Source organism: Pseudoalteromonas sp. JC3 (genome assembly GCF_030291895.1).
Lineage (GTDB): Bacteria > Pseudomonadota > Gammaproteobacteria > Enterobacterales > Alteromonadaceae > Pseudoalteromonas.
In genome coordinates this window covers 2,333,273-2,355,109 of the sequence record NZ_CP127855.1, presented here as the reverse complement: position 1 = coordinate 2,355,109, position 21,837 = coordinate 2,333,273, and the positions used below count along the sequence as shown (strand labels likewise).

The following is a 21,837-nucleotide window of genomic DNA, read 5'->3' as shown; positions in this document are numbered from 1 at the left end:
TAACTTAGTTATTGTTGAAATTAGAATTACAGCTATAGTTAAGAAACAAGCTAAAGTGAGCACAACATAATGAACAAGCCATTTGTTTTCAAGGCAAGGATTAAGGTTGCTGACTTATTTCACCATAGCCACCATGAAGAAGCGTTTACTACCGCCATGTTGTCAAAAGAAAGTAGCGAGCATTTTGCGATGAAACTGCTTGGGATATGCGCACTGTCTTTTGATAAGCCGGCAAAGTGGAGCAAGGCGGAGAAAAAACATTGGCCGGACGTATGGCTAGAAGACGACAACGACCAGGTTGAAGTCGCTTTGTTTATTGGTACCTTAGAGGTCGATGAGATACTCAAGTATGAAAAGCTTTATGCTAAGGTTGTAGTGTTGTGTGCTGACGGTGAGCAATGGTTTGAAGAGCGTCGAGCGCAATTACAGTTTATTGGATCTTTCTCTGTGTTTAGTATTCCCACGGACTTTGTAGCTGAATTGTGTGAAATGCTGACGCGAAGTTTACATTGGGACGTGATTTTTGAAAATGGGGCGATGAGTGTTACTGATAGTGAACACTACATTCGTACTCAAATTACCAAGCTGATTTAACGCACTAGTTAACCTAAACTCGGGATAACGGCTGCTAGAGAACAAGTTGTTATGTCGCGGATTTTGGTTATTTACGGCAACTCTATTTTAATATGGCTTGTGGGTCTGCTACAGCACAATAAAATTTCCCCATCTCTCACAAAAGCAAGCGGCTCGTTCGCGTACTGTGTTTGTCCTTCAATGAGCTTGGCGCGGCAGGCGCCGCAAAAACCCTCGCGGCATTGATAGGGGACTTCAATATTTGCGGCTTCAAGGGTTTCGAGTATCGAAGACGAAGAAGCCACATATTCCAGTGGCTCCTCAATATTCTCAACCTGAATTAGGAAGGATGGCTTTTCAACCATTACAGGTCGAAATCGCCAAAGTCAGAGGCATCAACTTCAGAGTCGATTTGTCCAACAAGGTATGAGCTGATCTCAGCTTCCTGTGGTGCAACTTGAACATTGTCAGAAACAAGCCAAGCATTGATCCACGGAATCGGGTTCGATTTGGTCTCAAATTGCGTTGGTAAACCAACCGCTGACATACGAATATTTGTGATGTACTCAACGTATTGACACAAAATATCTTTGTTTAGTCCAATCATTGAACCGTCTTTAAACAGATACTCAGCCCATTCTTTTTCTTGCTCAGCTGCTTCAACAAACATCTTAATCGCTTCGTCACGGCATTGTGCTGCCACGATAGACATTTCAGGGTCATCTTTGCCTTCTTGCATGATATTCAGCATGTGCTGTGTGCCAGACAAATGAAGCGCTTCATCACGAGCAATTAGCTTGATGATCTTTGCATTACCTTCCATAAGCTCTCGCTCAGCAAAAGCAAACGAGCAGGCAAAACTCACGTAGAAGCGAATAGCTTCTAAGATGTTTACTGACATGATGCAAAGGTACAGAAGCTTTTTCAGTTCAAACAAGTTTATGACGACCGTTGTGCCGTTAATTTCATGCTTGCCTTCACCGTATTGATTATAAAGGCTTACCTTTTCAATCAGTTCGTCATAATACTTGGTCACTGCATCCGCACGTTCAACAATTTTGTCATTGCCCACGATGTCATCAAAGATTAACTCAGGGTTTTGCGTTACATTACGAATAATGTGAGTATAAGAGCGACTGTGAATAGTTTCACTAAATGCCCAAGTTTCGATCCAAGTTTCAAGCTCAGGGATGGAGACGATCGGCAAAAGTGCAACGTTTGGAGAGCGACCTTGCACACTGTCTAGCAATGTTTGATATTTTAGGTTGCTCAAAAAGATATGTCTTTCGTGCTCAGGAAGTGCCTGAAAGTCCAATCTATCCTTACTTACGTCTACTTCTTCTGGACGCCAGAAAAACGATAATTGCTTTTCAATTAGCTTTTCGAAAATAGGGAACTTCTGTTGGTCGTAGCGAGATACATTAACAGTTTGTCCGAAAAACATCGGTTCTTTTAATTGGTCGTTATGATTTCTGCTAAACGTAGAATATGCCATAAATGTGTTACTCAATACCTAAAAAAGCGGGTGATGACCACCCGCATAAAAAGTTATATTTTACAAGCGCCGCCTTCACAACCATCGTCTTCTGCTTCTGGTTTCATCTCATCTTGAGCATCCGAAGCACCGTCGCGGGTGTTATGGTAATAAAGTGTTTTAACACCAAGTTTGTATGCGGTGAGTAAGTCTTTTAGCAATAGCTTCATAGGAACTTTACCTGCTTCAAACTTACTTGGATCATAATTGGTATTTGCAGAGATAGTTTGATCGATGAACTTCTGCATAATACCAACCAGCGCAAGGTAACCATCGTTAGATGGAATATCCCAAAGTAGTTCATAGTTGTTCTTGAGGCGATCGTACTCAGGTACAACTTGCTTCAAGATACCATCTTTACTTGCTTTAACACTGATATGACCACGAGGTGGTTCAATACCGTTTGTCGCGTTTGAAATTTGCGATGATGTTTCAGATGGCATCAAGGCTGACAACGTTGAGTTACGCATACCGTGTTCTTGGATACTTGCTCTTAACGCATCCCAGTCAAGGCGTAATGGCTCTTCACAGACTTTATCAAGGTCACGCTTATAGGTATCTATTGGCATGATACCTTGTGAGTAGGTCGTCTCGTTAAACTTAGGACAAGCGCCGCGTTCTTTTGCCAGTTCATTCGATGCTTTCATCAGATAGTATTGGATCGCTTCAAATGTTCTGTGTGTTAGGCCGTTAGCACTACCGTCTGAGTACTTAACACCATTCTTTGCAAGATAATAAGCAAAGTTAATCACACCGATACCCAGTGTACGGCGTCCCATCGTTGCATTGTACGCAGCAGGAACAGGATAGTCTTGATAGTCTAATAGGTTATCAAGTGCGCGAACCGCAAGCTCTGCTAACTCTTCTAGCTCATCTAAAGACTTGATAGCACCTAAGTTAAACGCTGAAAGCGTACAAAGTGCAATTTCACCTTCAGGGTCATTTACATGGCTTAACGGCTTCGTTGGTAGTGCAATTTCAAGACATAGGTTTGACTGGCGGATCGGTGCAACCTTAGAGTCAAACGGGCTGTGTGTATTACAGTGGTCAACGTTTTGTAGATAAATACGACCGGTGCTCGCACGTTCTTGCGCAAACATTGAGAATAATTCAATCGCCTTAATGCGTTTCTTACGAATAGACTCATCTTGCTCGTACTTAACATACAGTTCTTCGAATTTATCTTGATCTTCAAAGAATGCGTCGTAAAGGCCTGGCACATCTGATGGACTAAAGAGCGTGATATAGTCGTCTTTAATTAGGCGGCTATACATGGTTTTGTTGAACTGCACGCCATAATCTAAATGACGCACGCGGTTTTCTTCAACACCACGGTTATTTTTTAGTACTAATAGGTTTTCAACTTCAAGATGCCAAAGCGGGTAGAATAGGGTCGCTGCACCACCACGCACACCGCCTTGAGAACAGCTTTTAACAGCTGTTTGGAAGTGCTTATAAAACGGAATACATCCTGTGTGGTACGCTTCACCATTTCTGATTGGGCTACCTAGTGCACGAATACGACCTGCGTTAATACCGATACCAGCGCGCTGACTGACGTATTTTACAATCGCAGAAGAAGTTGCGTTGATTGAATCTAGGCTATCAGCACATTCAATCAGTACGCATGAGCTAAACTGACGTGTCGGCGTACGAACACCAGCCATAATTGGCGTTGGTAATGAAATTTTGAATGTTGAAACCGCATCGTAGAATCGCTTAATGTAATCTAGACGCGTTTCTTTCGGGTAGTTTGCAAACAGGCTTGCAGCAACAAGAACATATAAGAACTGCGCACTTTCATAGATCTCACCTGTTACGCGGTTTTGTACAAGGTACTTACCTTCCAACTGCTTAACGGCTGCATAGCTGAAGTTCATATCTCGGCTATGGTCGATGTAGCTGTTTAGCTCATCAAACTCTGCTTTTGTGTAGTCGGTAAGAAGGTGCTGATCATAGCGCTTGTCTTCAACCAGCTTTACCACATGGTCGTGTAAGTGCGGCGGCTCAAAACAGCCATAGGCTTTCTTACGCAAGTGGAAAATAGCCAAACGAGCGGCTAGATACTGATAATCTGGAGACTCTTTTGAGATCAGATCGGCTGCAGCTTTAATAATCGTTTCGTGGATATCACCAGTACGAATACCGTCATAAAACTGGATGTGTGACTTTAATTCAACCTGAGAAACTGAGACGTTATCTAGGCCTTCTGCCGCCCATGTAATGACACGATGGATCTTATCTAGATCTAACGGTTCTTTGCGACCGTTTCTTTTGCATACAGATAGCTGTTGGTTCATGTTATGTGCCTGTATTCCTTAGGAACGCGCTTTAGATATCGCACGAATATAAAATTGTTTAGCAAACCACCACTATATATGGTGCCCTAGTGGCTAGGGATCACAAGATAGTGGGGTTGACGTGAATTTGCAAGAGAACAACTCGGGCAGAATTGTGGATAAGTTTGGGATAATTTATTTATGTAAGTACCCACTAACCTATGACAATCCACTTATCTGCCCACAAAGAAAAATCAACAAAAAGATGATGCTTTTCAGCAAAAATAAAAAAAAATTCTAACTGATTTTTTTCTACACAAATTCGTATCTATTATAGCAAAAACACAATATATGGTGTTTTATTTTTTTATCGACACTAAATATGCGATAACGTGTCTAATGGGTTAGTAAGATAGAGATCCGCATGCCAAGACTTAGCTTCGGATTCAGATGGAATGAATCCCCACATTGCTGCTGCACTAATCATTTTTGCGGATTTTGCAGCAATAATGTCTCGCTCAGCATCGCCAACATAAATACACTGCTCTGGCGAAATCCCCAATTTTGAAGCCACTAATAGCAAAGGTTCTGGATGAGGCTTGGCCACCGCCAGTGTATCTCCGCATACTACTGTCTCGATCTTTGCAAGTTCAGGGATCTGTTTTAGTAGCGGAAGTGTTAAAAACTCAGGTTTGTTCGTCATGATCCCAACCTGAATCTCTTTTTCTAAAAGTGCCGCTAATAACTCACCAATTTGCGCAAAGCATTGGGAATGTACTGATAAATTCGCCAGGTAGTAGTCGAGTACACCCTGCCGTAATATTTGAATGTCGTAGTGCTTTAATGACTCACCAAATCCTACTTGCAACATCGCTGCTACGCCGTTTGAAATCGCACTGCTATAAACCTGTTTGCCGACAGTAGGCATTTTATTAGCAGCTAAAACGTGGTTTAGTGCGGCTCCCAAGTCATCACTGGTATCCAGCAAGGTGCCGTCTAAATCAAATAGTACCGCCTGGATCATGCCAGCTTCTCAAAGTGTAGAATGTAGTTAACTGAAACGTCTTTAGTTAAGGTAAATGTTTTGCCGATAGGGTTGTAGTTAACCCCTGTCGCCGCCCTAACTTTGAGGTCGTATTTTTCAGCCCAATCAATTAAGGTTGAAGGGCGAATAAATTTATCATGCTCATGCGTGCCTTCAGGAACCATTTTAAGCAGTTTTTCTGCGGCGACGATAGCCAGTAAATACGCTTTTGTAGTTTTGTTTAAGGTAGAAAAAAATACATGACCGCCGGGCTTAACTAGCTGTGCGACTGAACGAATAATGGATTCTGGGTCTGGTACGTGTTCTAGCATTTCCATGCAAGTTACTACATCGAACTCACCTTGGTGCATGGCTGCGAATTCTTCCGCTGGCACTTTTTGATAGTCTACGTTAACGCCGACCTCTAATGCGTGGAGCTTTGCGACGTTAAGCGGCTCTTGCCCCATATCGATACCGGTTGCATTTGCACCTAGCTTAGCCATGCTTTCTGTTAAAATCCCGCCACCACAACCGACATCCAATACTGTTTTTGCGAATAGGCCTTCACACTTATCGTTAATAAAGTCCAACCTCAACGGGTTAATGTCGTGTAATGGTTTAAATTCTCCCTCTCGGTCCCACCAGCGCTCTGCTATTTCTTCAAATTTAGCGATTTCATTAGGGTCTACATTTTGATGTTCGGTCATAAAAAACTTCCTCGTCGAATTGAGCGCATTATAAAGGGGATTAGATAAAAATAGCACCTGTAAAACGGTAAAAAGTGTGTTAGCATGCTTGACGAATTTTATAATAAACAAAGCCCCCGCTGATACTCTGAGGCAATTCGGCTATTTTTTGAAGTGCGTTTAATTGGCGCTTCAGCAGAAAAAGCAATTTGCTATTCAGATAGCATCTCAACACAAGTTGTAGTGTGACACAAAAGGGGTGGACACTGAAGGAAAGTGGAGTCAAATGTCTGATCTCGCCAATGAAATCCTGCCAGTCAATATCGAAGATGAATTAAAAAATTCATACCTAGATTATGCAATGAGTGTAATCGTAGGTCGTGCATTACCTGACGTACGTGACGGCCTAAAGCCTGTTCACCGTCGTGTATTGTTCGCGATGAATGAACTTAAAAATGACTGGAACAAACCTTATAAAAAGTCAGCTCGTGTAGTTGGTGACGTAATCGGTAAATATCACCCGCATGGTGATAGCGCGGTTTACGATACTATTGTACGTATGGCTCAGCCTTTCTCTCTACGCTATATGCTCGTAGATGGACAAGGTAACTTTGGTTCTGTCGATGGTGACTCTGCAGCTGCGATGCGTTATACCGAAGTACGTATGGCGAAAGTCGCTCACGAGTTGCTTGCTGACCTTGAAAAAGAAACCGTTGATTATGTACCAAACTACGATGGTACAGAGCAAATTCCAGATGTGTTACCAACTAAAGTGCCTAACTTATTGGTGAATGGTTCATCTGGTATTGCGGTTGGTATGGCGACCAATATTCCACCTCACAACTTAACTGAGGTGATCAATGGCTGTTTGGCTGTGATCCAGAATCCAGACATCACCATTGAAGAGTTAATCGACTATATTCCGGGTCCTGATTTCCCGACTGCCGCCATCATTAGCGGTAAAAACGGCATCGAACAAGCCTATAAAACAGGCCGTGGTAAGATCTATATCCGCGCGAAAGCTGAAATCGAAGTCGATGAGAAAACCAACAAAGAAACCATCATCGTTCATGAAATTCCTTACCAAGTTAACAAAGCAAGACTAATCGAAAAAATTGCAGAGCTTGTTAAAGATAAAAAGGTTGAAGGGATCAGTGCACTACGCGACGAGTCGGATAAAGACGGTATGCGTATTGTTATTGAAATCAAACGTGGTGAAGTCGGTGAGGTTGTACTAAACAACCTATATGCTCAAACACAACTACAAACTGTGTTTGGCATCAATATGGTTGCACTAGACAACAACCAGCCTAAGTGTTTCAACCTGAAAGAAATGCTTGATGCGTTTATTATTCACCGTCGTGAAGTTGTAACGCGTCGTACTGTATTTGACCTGCGTAAGGCAAGAGACCGAGCGCACACGCTTGAAGGCCTCGCAATTGCGCTAGCTAACATTGACCCAATCATTGAGCTTATTCGTAAGTCACCAACACCAGCGGAAGCGAAAGCGGCGCTAACTGCGCGAGCTTGGGATCTTGGTAACGTTAAATCAATGCTTGAGCGCACTGGCGAAGAAAATGTTGCGCGTCCAGATTGGTTAGCGCAAGAATTAGGGATCCGTGATGGTCAGTACTATTTGTCTGAGCAACAAGCCCAAGCAATCCTAGACTTAAGACTACACAAATTAACAGGTCTTGAGCACGAGAAAATTCTAGCAGAATACAAAGAACTACTCGATCTTATCGCTGAGCTACTGTACATCCTTTCTACTCCAGAGCGTTTGATGGAAGTGATCCGCGATGAGTTAGTTGAAATCAAAGAAACGTATGGTGATGAGCGTCGCACAGAGATCACCGCTGCTGCGCACGATATCAGTTTAGAAGATTTGATCAACGAAGAAGACGTTGTCGTTACGCTTTCTCACGAAGGCTATGTGAAGTATCAACCTCTTAGCGATTACGAAGCTCAGCGTCGTGGTGGTAAAGGGCGATCTGCAACTAAGATGAAAGATGAAGACTTTATCGAACGTCTACTCGTTGCAAATACTCACGATACAATTCTTTGTTTCTCCACTTCTGGCCGCTTGTATTGGTTGAAAGTTTACCAGCTGCCGCTTGCATCACGTGCTGCGCGCGGAAAGCCAATTGTTAACTTGTTACCACTCGAAGCTGATGAGCGTATTACGACAATTTTACCGGTTCGTGAATACGAAGAAGATAAGTTTATCGTCATGGCGACGGCGAGTGGTATCGTTAAGAAAACACCTCTGACTGCATACAGCCGTCAGCGTGCAAGTGGCATTATTGCTATCAACTTGAACGAAGGCGATAGCCTGATCGGTGCTAACATCACCACAGGTGAAAATGACATCATGCTATTTACTGAGCATGGTAAAGTTGTACGCTTTAACGAGAAGCAGCGAGATTCTGAAACAGGTGAAGTGAAGCGTGATCCTGAAACTGGCGAAGAAATGTTGGCTTTACGTCCGATGGGCCGTACAGCAACAGGTGTTCGTGGTATCAAGATGCCAGATGACGTGAAAGTGGTATCACTAATCGTACCACAAGGCGATGGTGCAATCTTGACCGTAACTGAAAATGGTTATGGTAAGCGTACACCGCTTGAAGAGTACCCAGCGAAGAGCCGTGCAACACAAGGTGTTGTGTCAATCAAAGTAACTGAAAGAAATGGTTCTGTGGTTGGTGCAGTTCAAGTTGATGACAACGATGAAATCATGCTGATCTCAAACCGTGGTACGCTAGTTAGAACGCGTGTAAACGAAGTTTCTACGGTAGGCCGTAACACCCAAGGTGTTATTCTGATCCGTACGATGGAAGAAGAAAAGGTAGTTGGTCTTCAACGCATCGAAGAAATTGAAGTGGAAGCGTTGCCTGAAGGTGATGTTGCAGAGTTTGAAGGTGAAGCAACACCGGCTGCGGAACCTGACGCAGAGGAATAAAAAACCCTATCCAAAAAAAAGCGACTTCGGTCGCTTTTTTTCTTTCTGTCAATTTTTTCAATCTGTTCCTCTATGACAAGAGCCTGAAGCCTGATAAATTAAGGCTACCAACAATCCGACGTTTTAGTCGGGCAGCCCACTGTTCATCCAAAAAGTCATGAGAATAACGCTATTCTTTGGATGATCTAGATTATTTGGAATGAGGAAAAATATGACGGTTTATAATTTTTGCGCGGGTCCTGCGATGTTACCTGTTGAAGTTATGAAAAAAGCGCAAAAAGAATTTTTAGATTGGCAAAATTTAGGCGTGTCGGTGATGGAAGTTAGCCATCGTTCAGCGCCTTACTTGGAGATGGCGAAGCAGTGTGAAGCCAGCTTACGTCGTTTGATGAACATCTCTGATGAATTTGAAGTCCTGTTTATGCATGGTGGTGGCCGAGGTCACTTTGCAGCTGTACCGCTAAATCTACATGTTGATGGTGTACCTGGCGTATATATCGAGAACGGGATCTGGTCTACCGGTGCGACGAAAGAAGGTGAAAAATTCACGCAAACGCATGCGATTAATATTCGTACTGACGAAAATGGTCAATTCGATATTTTACCTGTCTCTGAGTGGAAGCTACCAGAAAACGCTTCATATATTCACTATTGTCCAAACGAAACCATCGATGGTATTGAAATATTTGACGTTCCAAAGCATGCAACCGCACCAATTGTAGCGGACATGTCTTCCAATATTTTATCTCGTGAAATTAACGTCGATGACTTTGATTTGATCTATGCTGGTGCGCAAAAAAATATCGGTCCTTCGGGTCTCAGTATCGCCATTGTACGTAAGACGTTATTGAAGCGTGAAGGGCTGCCAAGACCTGCTATCCTTGATTACGCCATTGAGGCTGATCAGCAAAGCATGTACAACACACCACCGACATTTGCATGGTATCTTGCGTTTGAGGTATTCAAGTATCTTGAAAGCATTGGTGGTGTTAAAGCTATGGAAGCGCACAATCAAGAAAAAGCAGCCATTTTATACGATTACATCGATGGCTCTGACTTCTATTCAAACAAAGTTGCAAAACATTGTCGCTCATTGATGAACGTACCATTTTGGTTAAATGATGACAGCCTAAATGCTAAATTCTTGGCAGAGGCAGAACAAAACGGTTTAATTGCACTTGAAGGCCACCGTTTTGTTGGCGGTATGCGAGCTAGTATATACAACGCCATGCCAATTGAAGGGATCAAAGCGTTAGTTGCATTTATGGATAAATTCGCACGGGAGAACTGTTGATGGAACAATTGACCCTCAAGCCTATTACTAAAGTCAGTGGCAGTGTGACGCTACCTGGCTCTAAAAGCTTATCAAATCGTATTTTGTTGCTTGCAGCATTGTGCGAAGGCACGACAAAAGTGACGAACTTATTGGATAGCGATGACATCCGCCATATGTTAGGTGCGCTATCCCAGTTAGGCGTTGAAGTAACGTTAGAAGACGATAATACGGTGGCACTGGTCAAAGGAAATGGTGGCAACTTTCACACCCCCGTTGAGCCGCTATTTTTAGGCAATGCTGGTACAGCATATCGCCCATTAACAGCAGTGCTTGCAGCTATACCCGGTGATTATGAACTGATTGGTGAGCCACGAATGGAAGAGCGCCCAATTGGCCATCTTGTCGATGCCATGCAAACGCTTGGTGCCGATATTCAATATCTCAAAAACAAAGACTACCCGCCGTTAAAAGTTGCAGGTAAGCAACTTGCTGGTGGTGAAGTTGAGATTGACGGCAGTATCTCAAGCCAATTCTTAACTGCATTATTGATGGCAGCACCGCTTTTTAGTGGCGATACGAATATTGCGATTAAAGGTGAACTGGTTTCAAAGCCTTATATTGATATTACCATTGGCGTGATGGCGCACTTTGGGGTTCATGTCGAAAACCACGATTACCAACATTTTGTGGTGAAAGCAGGCCAGCAGTATCAATCTCCTGGAACACTTATGGTCGAAGGGGATGCCTCGTCAGCTTCTTATTTCATTGCTGCAGCTGCAATCGCAGGTGGTGAAATTGAAATAAAGGGAGTGGGTAAACAAAGTGTGCAAGGTGATATCGGTTTTGCCAAAGTGATGGAACAAGTCGGTGCAGACATTGATTGGCATGATGAGCGTATCGTTGTCCGAAAAGGTGAGCTAAATGGTGTGGACATTGACGCCAACGCTATTCCCGATGCGGCGATGACGCTTGCAACTGTAGCACTATTCGCAAAAGGTAAAACGGCAATTCGTAATATTTACAATTGGCGCGTGAAAGAAACCGATAGGCTAGCTGCCATGGCGACTGAACTTAAAAAAGTAGGTGCTGAAGTGGTAGAAGGGCACGACTTTATCGAAGTTACACCACCGGCTAATTTTAATTTCACGGATGTAGACACATATAATGACCATCGTATTGCGATGTGTTTCTCGATGGTTGCTGTGGGTGGCCAAGCAATCACGATTAACGACCCTAAATGTACTGCAAAAACCTTCCCAACCTATTTTTCAGTGTTAAAAAGCATTAGTCAGTATTAATTTCATCCAAGGTGTTGAAGATCTTCAACACCTTAAAATCTTCTCTAAAATAGTCAATCTTAACAAAGTCAAATACACGGGTGTTTGATTGAGTTTTATTCAATCAAAGCCAGTTCGCACCTGACGTATAGCATTTTTCGTTGCACTAATAATTTGAGATATAACAAAAAATGACAGGTAAATAAGGATATATTCAGCAAATTGACGTATACTATGCGCCGTCAAATTCAGGTGAGCATTTTTAGGAGGTCTAAATGCAGGCAGCTATGCCAGTTATCACCGTAGACGGCCCAAGTGGTTCAGGCAAAGGAACTGTTTGTCGCTTGTTAGCTGAAACATTAAATTGGGAAGTGTTGGATAGCGGTGCGATTTATCGCGTGCTTTCGTTAGCGGCATTACACCACCAAATTGCAACTGATAACGAAGAGGGTTTAGTCCCACTCGCTGCCAATTTGGATGTACAGTTTTCTATCGATAAAGAAACTAAAAAAAGCAAAATTGTACTTGAAGGTGAAGATGTTACTAACACTATTCGCAATGAAGAAGTAGGCGCAGCTGCGTCAAAAATTGCGGCATTGCCACGAGTGAGAGAAGCATTGTTACGACGTCAGCGCGCTTTTAGAACTGAAGTTGGCCTAATTGCTGATGGACGTGATATGGGAACGGTGGTATTCCCTGATGCTGAACTTAAAATTTATTTGACTGCAAGTGCAGAAGAGCGTGCTCGCAGGCGATTTGTTGAGTTGAATGAGAAAGGCCATGATGTTACACTAAGTGGTCTGTTAGAAGACATTAAAGCTCGCGATGATCGCGATATGAATCGCAAGGTTGCCCCATTAGTTCCTGCTAGCGATGCGATAGTTGTTGATACAACTGAGCATAATGCTGAGCAAGTGTTCAAAGAGGTTATGTCTTTTATTCAAGACGCCATTGTGGCCGGTAAACTTCCAAAAAGCTGTTTACCTAAGTAATTTATAATGACACAGGCAGGAAGCTAGTGTTTATTTAATAACCCCATGCAGCATGGTTGCTAATTGGTAATTTAACTTTATAGAGACGTATTTAGTATGTCAGAAAATTTTGCGCAGTTATTTGAAGAAAGCCTACAGGGTTTTGAAGTTGAGCAAGGCTCAATCGTTAAAGGTACAGTAATCGCTATTGAGAACAATGTTGTTCTTGTTGATGCTGGCCTTAAGTCTGAAAGTGCAATCCCTGCAGAGCAATTCAAAAATGCTGCTGGTGAACTAGAAGTTGCAGTAGGCGACGAAGTAGACGTTGCACTAGATGCAATCGAAGACGGTTTCGGTGAGACTATCCTTTCTCGTGAAAAAGCTAAGCGTCACGAAGCTTGGATCCGTCTTGAGAAAGCTTGTGAAGAGCAAGAGACTGTTACTGGTGTTATCAACGGTAAAGTTAAAGGCGGTTTCACAGTTGAAGTTGATTCAATCCGTGCATTCCTACCTGGTTCACTTGTTGATGTACGTCCAGTTCGCGACACAGCTCACCTTGAAGGTAAAGAGTTAGAGTTCAAAGTAATCAAGCTAGACCAGAAGCGCAACAACGTTGTTGTTTCACGTCGTGCTGTTATCGAGTCTGAGAACTCACAAGAGCGTGAAGAGCTGCTTCAAAACCTTGTTGAAGGCCAAGAAGTTAAGGGTATCGTTAAGAACCTTACTGACTACGGTGCATTCGTAGACTTAGGTGGTGTTGACGGTCTTCTACACATCACTGACATGGCTTGGAAGCGTGTTAAGCACCCTTCAGAGATCGTGAACGTAGGTGACGAAATCAACGTTAAAGTACTTAAGTTCGACAAAGAGAAGACTCGTGTTTCTCTAGGTCTTAAGCAACTTGGCGAAGATCCATGGGCTGCTATCGCTGGTCGTTACCCAGAAGGTGCTAAGCTTACTGGTCGTGTAACTAACCTAACTGACTACGGCTGTTTCGTTGAAATCGAAGAAGGCGTTGAAGGTCTAGTACACGTTTCAGAAATGGATTGGACTAACAAGAACATCCACCCTTCAAAAGTAGTTTCACTAGGTGATACTGTTGAAGTTATGGTTCTTGAAATCGACGAAGAGCGTCGTCGTATTTCTCTAGGTCTTAAGCAGTGTAAAGCTAACCCTTGGCAAGAATTTGCTCGTCTTAACAACAAAGGCGACCAAGTTTCTGGTAAGATCAAGTCTATCACTGACTTCGGTATCTTTATCGGTCTTGACGGCGGTATCGACGGTCTTGTACACCTATCTGACATCTCTTGGAACACTCCAGGTGAAGAAGCTGTACGTGAGTACAAGAAAGGTGACGAAATCACAGCTATCGTTCTACAAGTTGACCCAGAGCGTGAGCGTATCTCTCTAGGCGTTAAGCAAATCGACGCTGATCCATTCACTAACTACCTAGACGCCAACAAAAAAGGTGCTATTGTTAAAGGTAAAGTGACTGAAGTTGATGCTAAAGGCGCAACTGTTGAGCTAATCGAAGGCGTTGAAGGTTACATCCGTGTAGCTGACATCGCGCAAGAGCGTGTTGAAGACGCGACTGCTGCTGTTTCTGAAGGCGACGAAATCGAAGCTAAATTTGTAGGTGTTGATCGTAAGAACCGTACTATCAGCCTATCAGTTAAAGCTATCTACGAAGCTGAAGAAAAAGAAGTACTAGAGAAGCTTAAGAAAGATGAGCCTGCGTTCGAAAACGCAATGGCTGCAGCTTTCAAAAATGCTCAAAAAGACTAATTAATCAGTCTTTAAACTAGGAAGGGCGCTCAGCCCTTCCTTTTACACTAAAGGAAACATTATGACAAAGTCTGAATTGATAGAACAACTTGCACTGCAGCACGCTCACGTTCCTGTTAAAGATGTAGAGAATGCGGTAAAAGAAATCCTTGAACAAATGGCTGGCTCATTATCAGACTCGGAACGTATCGAAATCCGTGGCTTTGGTAGTTTCTCGCTTCACTTCCGTTCTCCTCGCACTGGCCGTAATCCTAAAACGGGCGAGACAGTAGAATTGGATGGTAAATACGTACCACACTTTAAGCCAGGCAAAGAGCTGCGCGATAGAGTAAACGAAAGCTTAAATAATTAAGTCTAACGGAGCTAAACTTGGTTGCAGTATTGAAAAAGGGATTAGCTGTTGTTGCCATACTGATTGCATTTTTAGTTGGAACACAAAATCCACAAGTTGTTAATGTCAATTTTGTAATTGCAAGTGCAGAGTTACCACTCGCAACCTTAATGAGTATTTGCTTAGCTCTTGGGATAATTATTGGTTTACTTGTAACAGCGTCGGTTTTATCTAAGCTTAAATGGCAAAATCATCGCCTAAAAAAAAGTAATAGTAAGCTTAGTCAAGCAGCCGAACGCTAGTTATGATCGAGCTACTGTTTTTATTACTACCTGTAGCTGCCGCTTACGGTTATGTTATGGGTAAAAATAGTGCTAAGAATCAAGCCCTAGAGCAAAGTAGACAAATTACCTCAGAATACAGTAAAGGCCTAAAATTCCTACTGGATAGGGAAGAAGATCAGGGTCTTGAACACCTCACAAAGTTACTTGAAGTCTCAGCAGACTCCGTCGACCATTATTTAACACTCGCATCGCTCTTTAGAAAGCGGGGAGAGTTAGATAGAGCGATAAAAATTCATGAGCTACTACTTAAACAACCTAATCTAGACGAAGAAGTGGTGAAGTCCTGTCGTCTAGAGCTTGCTCAAGATTACGTCTTAGCCGGTCTATTGGATAGCGCTGAAGAACACTTAGTCATTCTTGTAAAGCTTGGGTTTAAGGATGCACTCGATCCAATTTTAAACCTATACTCTCAAACTAGAGATTGGCGAAAAGGCGTTCATATGTATGAAGCGCATCCTGAGCTTTTTAAAAAGTCGTCTCATTGCGCGACTATTGCAAACTTCTATTGTGAAGCTGCAAATCAAGAAAAGAATCCAAGCTTATTCGAAAAAGCGACAGCGCTCGCGCATGAAACAGTAAGACCCTTGTATGAAATGGGCAAAGATGCATACAAACACGACGATTACGTGAAGTGTATATATTATTGGCGAAAGCTCGTGAGCCAATTTGTATTTATGGCGCCACTAGTAATAGAAGACCTTGAATCTTGTTATGTTAAATTAAATATTCATGAGCAATTCTTTGAGTTAGTCTCCGAGCTATTAGAAAAAGGAGGAGTGCTGATCAGAATTAAGTTCTGCCAAGGATTAGTCCAAAAAGGTCATATTTCTGAGGCGATAGAGTTTCTAACTGATAGTTTAAAGCGTGAACCATCAATTAGGGGCTTTAGTTATTTGCTGCAACTCATTAGTGGCAAAGATGCTAAAATAGATCACGTACTACAAGAAATAGATAAGTTGGTAAAGTCTTATATTGCAACTAAGCCGAATTATCAATGTGGTCATTGTGGGTTTACAAGTCATACAATGTACTGGTTATGTCCCTCCTGCAAACATTGGGAGTCACTTGCTCCGAGCCGTGGGTTAGACGGTTTTTAGGTTTTTAATTTGGCCAAATAGGGTAACTATGTCGACACAAGATTTAAAAAAGGTTTTGATTGCGCTTGATTATGATAATGAAGAAGCTGCATTATCATTTGTTTCTCAGCTTTCACCTGACGAATGCCGATTGAAAGTAGGTAAAGAGATGTTTACCTATTTTGGCCCTCAGTTTGTAAAAAAACTGGTAGATATGAATTTTGATGTATTTTTAGATCTAAAATTTCACGATATTCCAAACACAGTTGCAAAAGCGGTAACTGCTGCGGCTGAACTTGGCGTGTGGATGGTAAATGTTCACGCCAGCGGCGGCCATGAAATGATGTCAAAAGCAAAAGAAGCGTTGGCAGCATACGGTGATAAAGCGCCGCTACTTATTGCTGTGACCGTATTAACTAGTATGGATCAAGGTCAGCTACTAAAGCTTGGAATTGAAAAGACACCTCAAGAGCAAGTGCTATATCTTGCAAAATTAGCGAAAGAATCAGGTCTAGATGGCGTGGTTTGTTCTGCGCAAGAAGCCGAACTTTTAAAAGCTCAACTCGGTGAGGAATTTAAGCTTGTGACACCAGGTATCCGACCAGCAGGTGCTGATGCTGGCGATCAAAAACGTATTATGACCCCTGAAAAAGCAGTGAAAGCGGGTAGTGATTATCTAGTGATAGGGCGTCCGATCACTAAAGCTGACAATCCAGCAGGAGCTCTGGAAGCAATTAACCAAAGTATTGCTTCGCTTTAAACATGAGAGGCCAACATTATTGTTGGCCTCTTTCAATTTACGAGACCAGTTTAATCGAAGCGTTAGATTTTAACTTAATCTTCATTTTCCGTAGTTTCAAAGTTCAAACTAAATTGACCACTGCGCTGTACTGAGAAAATAGCCTTTTGCCAGTTCTCTTCTTGATTTGCTGTCGCATTTTCGAACAAGCTTAGAAAAAGGACGGAAATTTCATCACTTACAGGTATGACATGTGCTTGTTTGGGAGTGCTGGTGTCATAGTAGAAAGCGGAACACCTCGGCATATTGTCGTCATGATAGTCCAATACGAGTCGCGCTTCGCTCCACGGCTCTTTAATTTGTTGATACAGATATTGACCCAATTGTTGTGGGACTTGTCGGTTTTCTTCACGCATTCCAACTCCTTGTTATGTTCAGCGATAAATGTTGATCTGATTTTACTGGCGACTTTTGGCTTTAGTATGTGCTATAAATTTGTAGATCCCAAAACCGAATAGTATAAATATGATCGCCTGATCCGCGGCTTTACTTATCATAACCGCATTTGAGAATAGGTTTGATAGTATAGACATACAGATAAAAAACGAAAGTACTGATGTTAGTAACACGATGGCTTTTATCCAAGGTTGAACTAGCTTATGTCCCTGTTTGCTAATCGATACAGCAACGATAAAACTGATCAAAGAAACTAAAAAGCCAATAAAAATATTGTTCCATCGTGATCATTGTATTTTCTTATTAATCGATGTGTAAATTATTTTATTTATTTTCTGTCGCTTTCAAGAAGCGCTGAATGTTTCCGTAAGAACAGATTCTTAATCTCTTAATTTTGCTTTCGATAAGTTCAGTAAGATCTTTCGCCACATATATGAAAACGGCTGTGGTACCTGGCTCTTCCTCTGTATTTGGTCTGTCTCTGCAACGTTAAACTCATAACTAAAAAAGTGATCTGATCCAGTAAAACAGGACACTTCATTAAGCTACTTTCAGTTATTCAAATCTTTCAGGGCTTAGATAGCCAATAACACTATGCCTTCTCTTTTTGTTGTAATCAATTTCTAGGTACTCAAGTATTTGCTGAAACATCGCTTAACGATCCATAATTGGTTCGTATTGAACCGCCTCAACTTTCAGTGAATGGAAGAGGCTCTCAACACAAGCGTTGACGCTCCCAGCAGTTACCTTTGCGGCTCATGCTCTGAGTTAATCCGTACTGCTCAATCATATTCCGATTAGCATGAGAGCAATACTGGCTGCCACGGTCACTGTGAACAATAACTCCTTGGGCTTGTCGCGTCGCCAAAGCGCCATTTTTAGAGCATCACACCAAGATTGATGTGATGCGCTTACTCATCGACCAACTAACTACTGACCGTGAATATAAATCGGTGATGAAAGCTAAATTAAATAGAGCCAACCTTCGCTCGTTATTAAATAGGTGATGTCGCCTGCCCATTTTTGATTTGGCCCATCAGCGATAAAGTCTTGCTCAAGCAAATCCGGTGCAATAGGCAATGAATGTTTACTGTACGTTGTAACTTTAAACTTGCGGGCCGCTTTGGCTACAAGCCCTTAGCGCTCCATGCTGCACATAATGGTTTTAATATCATACTTCTCACCTTGCTCTTCAAGCTCAGCTGGAATGCGTCGAGCACTGTCCCGCTCAACTCATCTTTAATTTTTGTATCGCGGGCTTGCTTGCGCTTACTCAGCTGCTGGCACGATTTTAGCCATAAATAATACCCACTTGGCGACACGGACAATATATAGGCCATCCTGTGTATTGAGAATGACCCGCAGTTGTCTTTCATAAACTCAAATCGAGTTACTTTTGGTTTTTTGCGAAGTAGGTGGCCGCCTTTTTTAAGATTTCTAATTCCTTAGCTTGCTCAGCCAACTGGCGTCTTAACTTGGCACTCTCTGCGCTCCCGACATTACGCCAAGCATAGAGCCGAGATTCATAAACAGTGAGGTCTCGTGCAGCCTGTGCAATTCCAATTTTGGTCGCCAGCTTCAAGGCTTCTTACTTAAATTCGGCTGAATAAGTTTTCTGGTTTTCTTTGGGGACGTTATTTTCACCTCTACGAGTTAGTTTACTCACTTAATGAGGTGTCCAAAAGTTTTGGATCAGATCAGTGAGTCGTTTTCTAGTGCTGTACACACTGTGATAGCGTGGGGAGAGCTTTAGTGACTCGCCACTTTATACGGTTTTGTAAATAGCCGGCTATTAAAATAAGAGGGTTGTTCAAAGATTGTACATTGATTTTTACAAAAGCTTGACTTTTTTCTGTTTGTTTAAGTGGTTCTATCCTTGGCTTTAAGGTTAATTTATAAGAATAGGTACGCTCTGAAGTCACCCTTGCACGAATTTAAAAAAGGGGCATCCGTGGAAAAAGTGATTATTTGATCTGGCTTGATTGTTTCAAAAGTTACATCATTCCCAGTCGAAAGTTTGTCATGAATATCGGAACCTGGTTCTAAAGTACTATGGAAAACAAAACTTTCATTTATACAAGTGGTTAGTTCATAACTAGTGACCTTAGCACTTTGGATTGTGTCGTGAATGACCACCTTTGTGTGCATGAAATTTAGCCTTGGTTGATTTGAAAACTCTCACAACAATCCATAAAGCTTGGTTAATGTAGTGTAAATACGGTTTTTATGTGTAATTATCTGTTATTAAATTAATTTAATATAATAATGGAGGTTATTACATGGATTTGGTGGAGTGTAAGTGTGTTTTTTGGTGGTTGATAATATTAGTTTGATATTAAGGTTGATCTGTAAAAAGCGTTTGTGTATCTTATGCGCCGTTCGAGAATGTACATCAAAAGTCCAGATGTTTAGTGTGGTTTTTGTTTTCAGGGAAGTGTCTATCTCAACAAGTTGTAAGAAAGCTTAATGCAAACTGAATTGCTCATTAAGTCTCGTGACTTCCTCCCTGAATTCCCAATAGAAAGTAAAACCTATAAAAAACAATGGTTTGAATATTTTTTAAGAAGATTTTTGAATGTTAACTTAGTATTCAGTTACAAACTGCATACTTGTGTTCTGTAATTTCTTGTTAAATAGTTAAATCAAATGTATTTTTACTATTGTACTGGAAATTAAAAAGATTAATTGTTTCCAATAATCTAATTTGGATGTCTTATAATTGAGGCGGATATGGCTAGGAATGCTTTATTTATAATGGTTTTGTTTTTGACTGGTTGTATGTCTACTTACGTTAAGTTAGACGTAACTGCTACTGATAACATAAATTTAAACCAGTTTAACGAGCCACTACCTGTGGTATTAAAAGTATATCAACTTACTGATATTCAAGCGTTTAAAAATTCTACATTTGAACAGCTTTGGAAGTCCGATAAATCAATTCTGGCTAACACCTTAGTTACGGTGGAAGAACGTACCGTAAACCCCTCAGATCGTATAAAAATCGAGTTTGAACAAGCTGAATCTGCAAAGTACGTGGCTTTTGTTGCACTATTTAGAGATAGAACGGGTGGTAACTGGCGCGCATTTTATGACTTAAATGATTGGCCTGTGCCTTTATCTACTTCTCTAGATATTGAAATTACAAGTAACTCGCTTCGCTTACCTGAAGTAGAGGAGGACAAGTAATGCAGCACAACAACGTATACAAACCTGTTTGGGCTGAAGGTTTAATGCTCAGTCAGCAGCACTTACAACTGTTCGATCAATACCAGCAATCTCAACTAGCTGGTGTACAGCAAAGTCTTAGAGACAATGCATATGGTTTAGACCGAATTGTATTCGACGAATCGGCATTAGCCAAAGGTGTAGTCAAACTGCAAAGTATTGCGGCAATCTTCAAAAGTGGTCGTCATATACATCATGTTTTTGCTGACAACGAAGCACCTATGTTTGAGCTTGAAGATAACAAAAGCGAATACATCATTAGTGTGGCGCTCGCGAACAATCATTCAGTAAGTAATATCCAAGGTTACCCGCAAACTGGGCAGCTTAGTGCTTATGACTGTGATTTTGTTGAGCTTCAAGATGCACATGATCCAAACCGAAAAGCAGAAGTGATGGTTGCTAAGCCTAAACTTATGCTGGTTGAGTTCAGCGCAAGTAACAGTTTTATCGAGCAATTGCCTTGCATAAAAGTTATACGTGGTGAACATGGGCAGTTCGAAATTGACTCAAGCTATATTCCTCCACTGTTAAACATCAAAGCCCATGGCTATTTAGCCGAGCGTGTAAATAAACTCGTCAATATGGTTGAAGCTAAGTACACCGCGATGTTTACCAATCGTGCGAGTATGGGGATCGTGGAAGATTTTGGTCCAACAGAACTCAAACACTTTTTGTTATTACAAACATTTAGCTCTGTTTTTCCTGAGATTAAGCAGTTAAGTACCACCGCCAAAACTAGTCCTGATGCACTGTTTATGGCGCTAAATAAACTGGTCTGCCAACTGATAAATTTCGAACCAGAAGCGAGTAAATTTGAGTTACCTGTTTATGACCATCAAGACTTAACGCGCAGCTTTGGTTTAATCGAATCTCATATTCAAACCCTTATTGGTTCGATAAGCGCAGCACGCTCGTCTGATCTAGTACTCAGTGCAATCTCTCAGTCAATCTTTGAGGTTAAAGACATAGAAAGCAGTACCTTGACACGGGGTGAGCTGTACATTGCGGCTTTCTATGAAAATGAATCTACGCAATGGATCGAGTTGTTTGCAGAGCAAGTTAAGCTGGCAGCGCCAAGTCAGTTAGAAATATTAATCGCTTCAGCGCTTGGTGGTGTGAAGTTAACACATTGCCAGCGCCCACCGAATAGAGTGTCAGTTAAAGGTGGGTATGAGTATTTTAAAGTGGAACCACATGGCGCTGCTTGGGAACAAGTTGTACAGGAATTAGCGTTAAGAATCTTTGTGCCATTTAGCCTTCAAGGCGTGAAACTTGAAGTGGTTTCAGTGGCGAGTAAATAGT

The 21,837-nt window shown here is 41.8% G+C and carries 19 protein-coding genes and 1 pseudogene; 12 read left to right on the top strand and 8 right to left on the bottom strand.

Annotated features, from left to right (window positions below; genetic code table 11):
- Positions 1 to 69 precede the first annotated feature (69 nt).
- Positions 70 to 594, top strand: coding sequence for a YaeQ family protein (locus QSH61_RS09820; protein ID WP_039495785.1), 525 nt, complete (start codon positions 70 to 72; stop codon positions 592 to 594).
- A 71-nt stretch (positions 595 to 665) separates the two neighbouring features.
- Here the strand turns inward: QSH61_RS09820 and yfaE are convergent, their stop codons facing one another.
- The 5 genes from yfaE to ubiG all read right to left on the bottom strand — a co-directional run bounded on the left by yfaE (position 666) and on the right by ubiG (position 6,117).
- The gene (yfaE, locus tag QSH61_RS09815) at positions 666 to 938 is read right to left on the bottom strand and encodes a class I ribonucleotide reductase maintenance protein YfaE (RefSeq protein WP_010604851.1); all 273 of its coding nucleotides are present in this window, start codon (positions 936 to 938) and stop codon (positions 666 to 668) included.
- Entirely contained in the window at positions 938 to 2,068 is a 1,131-nt protein-coding gene (nrdB, locus tag QSH61_RS09810) for a class Ia ribonucleoside-diphosphate reductase subunit beta (RefSeq protein ID WP_010604850.1), read from the bottom strand. The genes yfaE and nrdB overlap by 1 nt, the downstream gene beginning before the upstream one ends.
- A gap of 53 nt (positions 2,069 to 2,121) precedes the next feature.
- A complete protein-coding gene (gene nrdA / locus QSH61_RS09805) occupies positions 2,122 to 4,407 on the bottom strand; it encodes a class 1a ribonucleoside-diphosphate reductase subunit alpha (RefSeq protein ID WP_174168816.1) in 2,286 nt (761 codons plus the stop codon).
- A 355-nt stretch (positions 4,408 to 4,762) separates the two neighbouring features.
- Positions 4,763 to 5,410: an HAD family hydrolase gene (locus tag QSH61_RS09800; RefSeq protein ID WP_174168817.1), complete on the bottom strand. Its 648-nt coding sequence runs from the start codon at positions 5,408 to 5,410 to the stop codon at positions 4,763 to 4,765.
- Positions 5,407 to 6,117, bottom strand: a complete 711-nt coding sequence (gene ubiG, locus QSH61_RS09795; RefSeq protein WP_174168818.1) for a bifunctional 2-polyprenyl-6-hydroxyphenol methylase/3-demethylubiquinol 3-O-methyltransferase UbiG — start codon at positions 6,115 to 6,117, stop codon at positions 5,407 to 5,409. The genes QSH61_RS09800 and ubiG overlap by 4 nt, the downstream gene beginning before the upstream one ends.
- A 265-nt stretch (positions 6,118 to 6,382) precedes the next feature.
- Between ubiG and gyrA the strand changes: the two genes are divergently transcribed.
- The 9 genes from gyrA (at position 6,383) to pyrF (ending at position 16,875) form a co-directional block, all read left to right on the top strand.
- Positions 6,383 to 9,055, top strand: coding sequence for a DNA gyrase subunit A (gene gyrA / locus QSH61_RS09790; RefSeq protein ID WP_206473192.1), 2,673 nt, complete (start codon positions 6,383 to 6,385; stop codon positions 9,053 to 9,055).
- A gap of 211 nt (positions 9,056 to 9,266) precedes the next feature.
- Positions 9,267 to 10,349, top strand: coding sequence for a 3-phosphoserine/phosphohydroxythreonine transaminase (gene serC, locus QSH61_RS09785; RefSeq protein ID WP_102056857.1), 1,083 nt, complete (start codon positions 9,267 to 9,269; stop codon positions 10,347 to 10,349).
- Positions 10,349 to 11,629: a 3-phosphoshikimate 1-carboxyvinyltransferase gene (gene aroA, locus QSH61_RS09780; protein ID WP_206473193.1), complete on the top strand. Its 1,281-nt coding sequence runs from the start codon at positions 10,349 to 10,351 to the stop codon at positions 11,627 to 11,629. Before serC ends, aroA begins: the two co-directional genes overlap by 1 nt.
- A 254-nt stretch (positions 11,630 to 11,883) precedes the next feature.
- Positions 11,884 to 12,600 carry a (d)CMP kinase gene (gene cmk / locus QSH61_RS09775; RefSeq protein ID WP_174168821.1) on the top strand — a complete coding sequence of 239 codons (717 nt, stop codon included), beginning with the start codon at positions 11,884 to 11,886 and terminating at the stop codon, positions 12,598 to 12,600.
- Positions 12,601 to 12,696: 96 nt separating this feature from the next.
- Positions 12,697 to 14,364, top strand: a complete 1,668-nt coding sequence (gene rpsA, locus QSH61_RS09770; protein WP_010604841.1) for a 30S ribosomal protein S1 — start codon at positions 12,697 to 12,699, stop codon at positions 14,362 to 14,364.
- A gap of 61 nt (positions 14,365 to 14,425) precedes the next feature.
- Positions 14,426 to 14,716: an integration host factor subunit beta gene (ihfB, locus tag QSH61_RS09765; RefSeq protein WP_010377033.1), complete on the top strand. Its 291-nt coding sequence runs from the start codon at positions 14,426 to 14,428 to the stop codon at positions 14,714 to 14,716.
- A 17-nt stretch (positions 14,717 to 14,733) separates the two neighbouring features.
- Positions 14,734 to 14,997 carry a lipopolysaccharide assembly protein LapA domain-containing protein gene (locus tag QSH61_RS09760; protein WP_010377035.1) on the top strand — a complete coding sequence of 88 codons (264 nt, stop codon included), beginning with the start codon at positions 14,734 to 14,736 and terminating at the stop codon, positions 14,995 to 14,997.
- A 2-nt stretch (positions 14,998 to 14,999) separates the two neighbouring features.
- Complete coding sequence (locus QSH61_RS09755; protein ID WP_010604840.1) at positions 15,000 to 16,136, top strand: lipopolysaccharide assembly protein LapB; 1,137 nt, start codon at positions 15,000 to 15,002, stop codon at positions 16,134 to 16,136.
- Positions 16,137 to 16,164: 28 nt separating this feature from the next.
- The gene (gene pyrF, locus QSH61_RS09750) at positions 16,165 to 16,875 is read left to right on the top strand and encodes an orotidine-5'-phosphate decarboxylase (protein WP_010604839.1); all 711 of its coding nucleotides are present in this window, start codon (positions 16,165 to 16,167) and stop codon (positions 16,873 to 16,875) included.
- Between the two features lie 74 nt (positions 16,876 to 16,949).
- Here pyrF and QSH61_RS09745 read toward each other — a convergent pair whose 3' ends face one another.
- The 3 genes and pseudogenes from QSH61_RS09745 to QSH61_RS24425 all read right to left on the bottom strand — a co-directional run bounded on the left by QSH61_RS09745 (position 16,950) and on the right by QSH61_RS24425 (position 18,892).
- Positions 16,950 to 17,270 carry a hypothetical protein gene (locus tag QSH61_RS09745; protein WP_010604838.1) on the bottom strand — a complete coding sequence of 107 codons (321 nt, stop codon included), beginning with the start codon at positions 17,268 to 17,270 and terminating at the stop codon, positions 16,950 to 16,952.
- A 595-nt stretch (positions 17,271 to 17,865) separates the two neighbouring features.
- Positions 17,866 to 18,540: pseudogene (locus QSH61_RS09740) on the bottom strand (IS3 family transposase); the annotation flags it as partial.
- 160 nt (positions 18,541 to 18,700) lie between these two features.
- The gene (locus QSH61_RS24425) at positions 18,701 to 18,892 is read right to left on the bottom strand and encodes a hypothetical protein (protein ID WP_502935071.1); all 192 of its coding nucleotides are present in this window, start codon (positions 18,890 to 18,892) and stop codon (positions 18,701 to 18,703) included.
- A 1,196-nt stretch (positions 18,893 to 20,088) separates the two neighbouring features.
- On the opposite strand from QSH61_RS24425, the gene tssJ reads away from it, so the two are divergent.
- Positions 20,089 to 20,496 carry a type VI secretion system lipoprotein TssJ gene (gene tssJ, locus QSH61_RS09735; protein ID WP_232003163.1) on the top strand — a complete coding sequence of 136 codons (408 nt, stop codon included), beginning with the start codon at positions 20,089 to 20,091 and terminating at the stop codon, positions 20,494 to 20,496.
- The gene (gene tssK / locus QSH61_RS09730) at positions 20,496 to 21,836 is read left to right on the top strand and encodes a type VI secretion system baseplate subunit TssK (protein ID WP_206473201.1); all 1,341 of its coding nucleotides are present in this window, start codon (positions 20,496 to 20,498) and stop codon (positions 21,834 to 21,836) included. The genes tssJ and tssK overlap by 1 nt, the downstream gene beginning before the upstream one ends.
- Position 21,837: the final 1 nt, after the last annotated feature.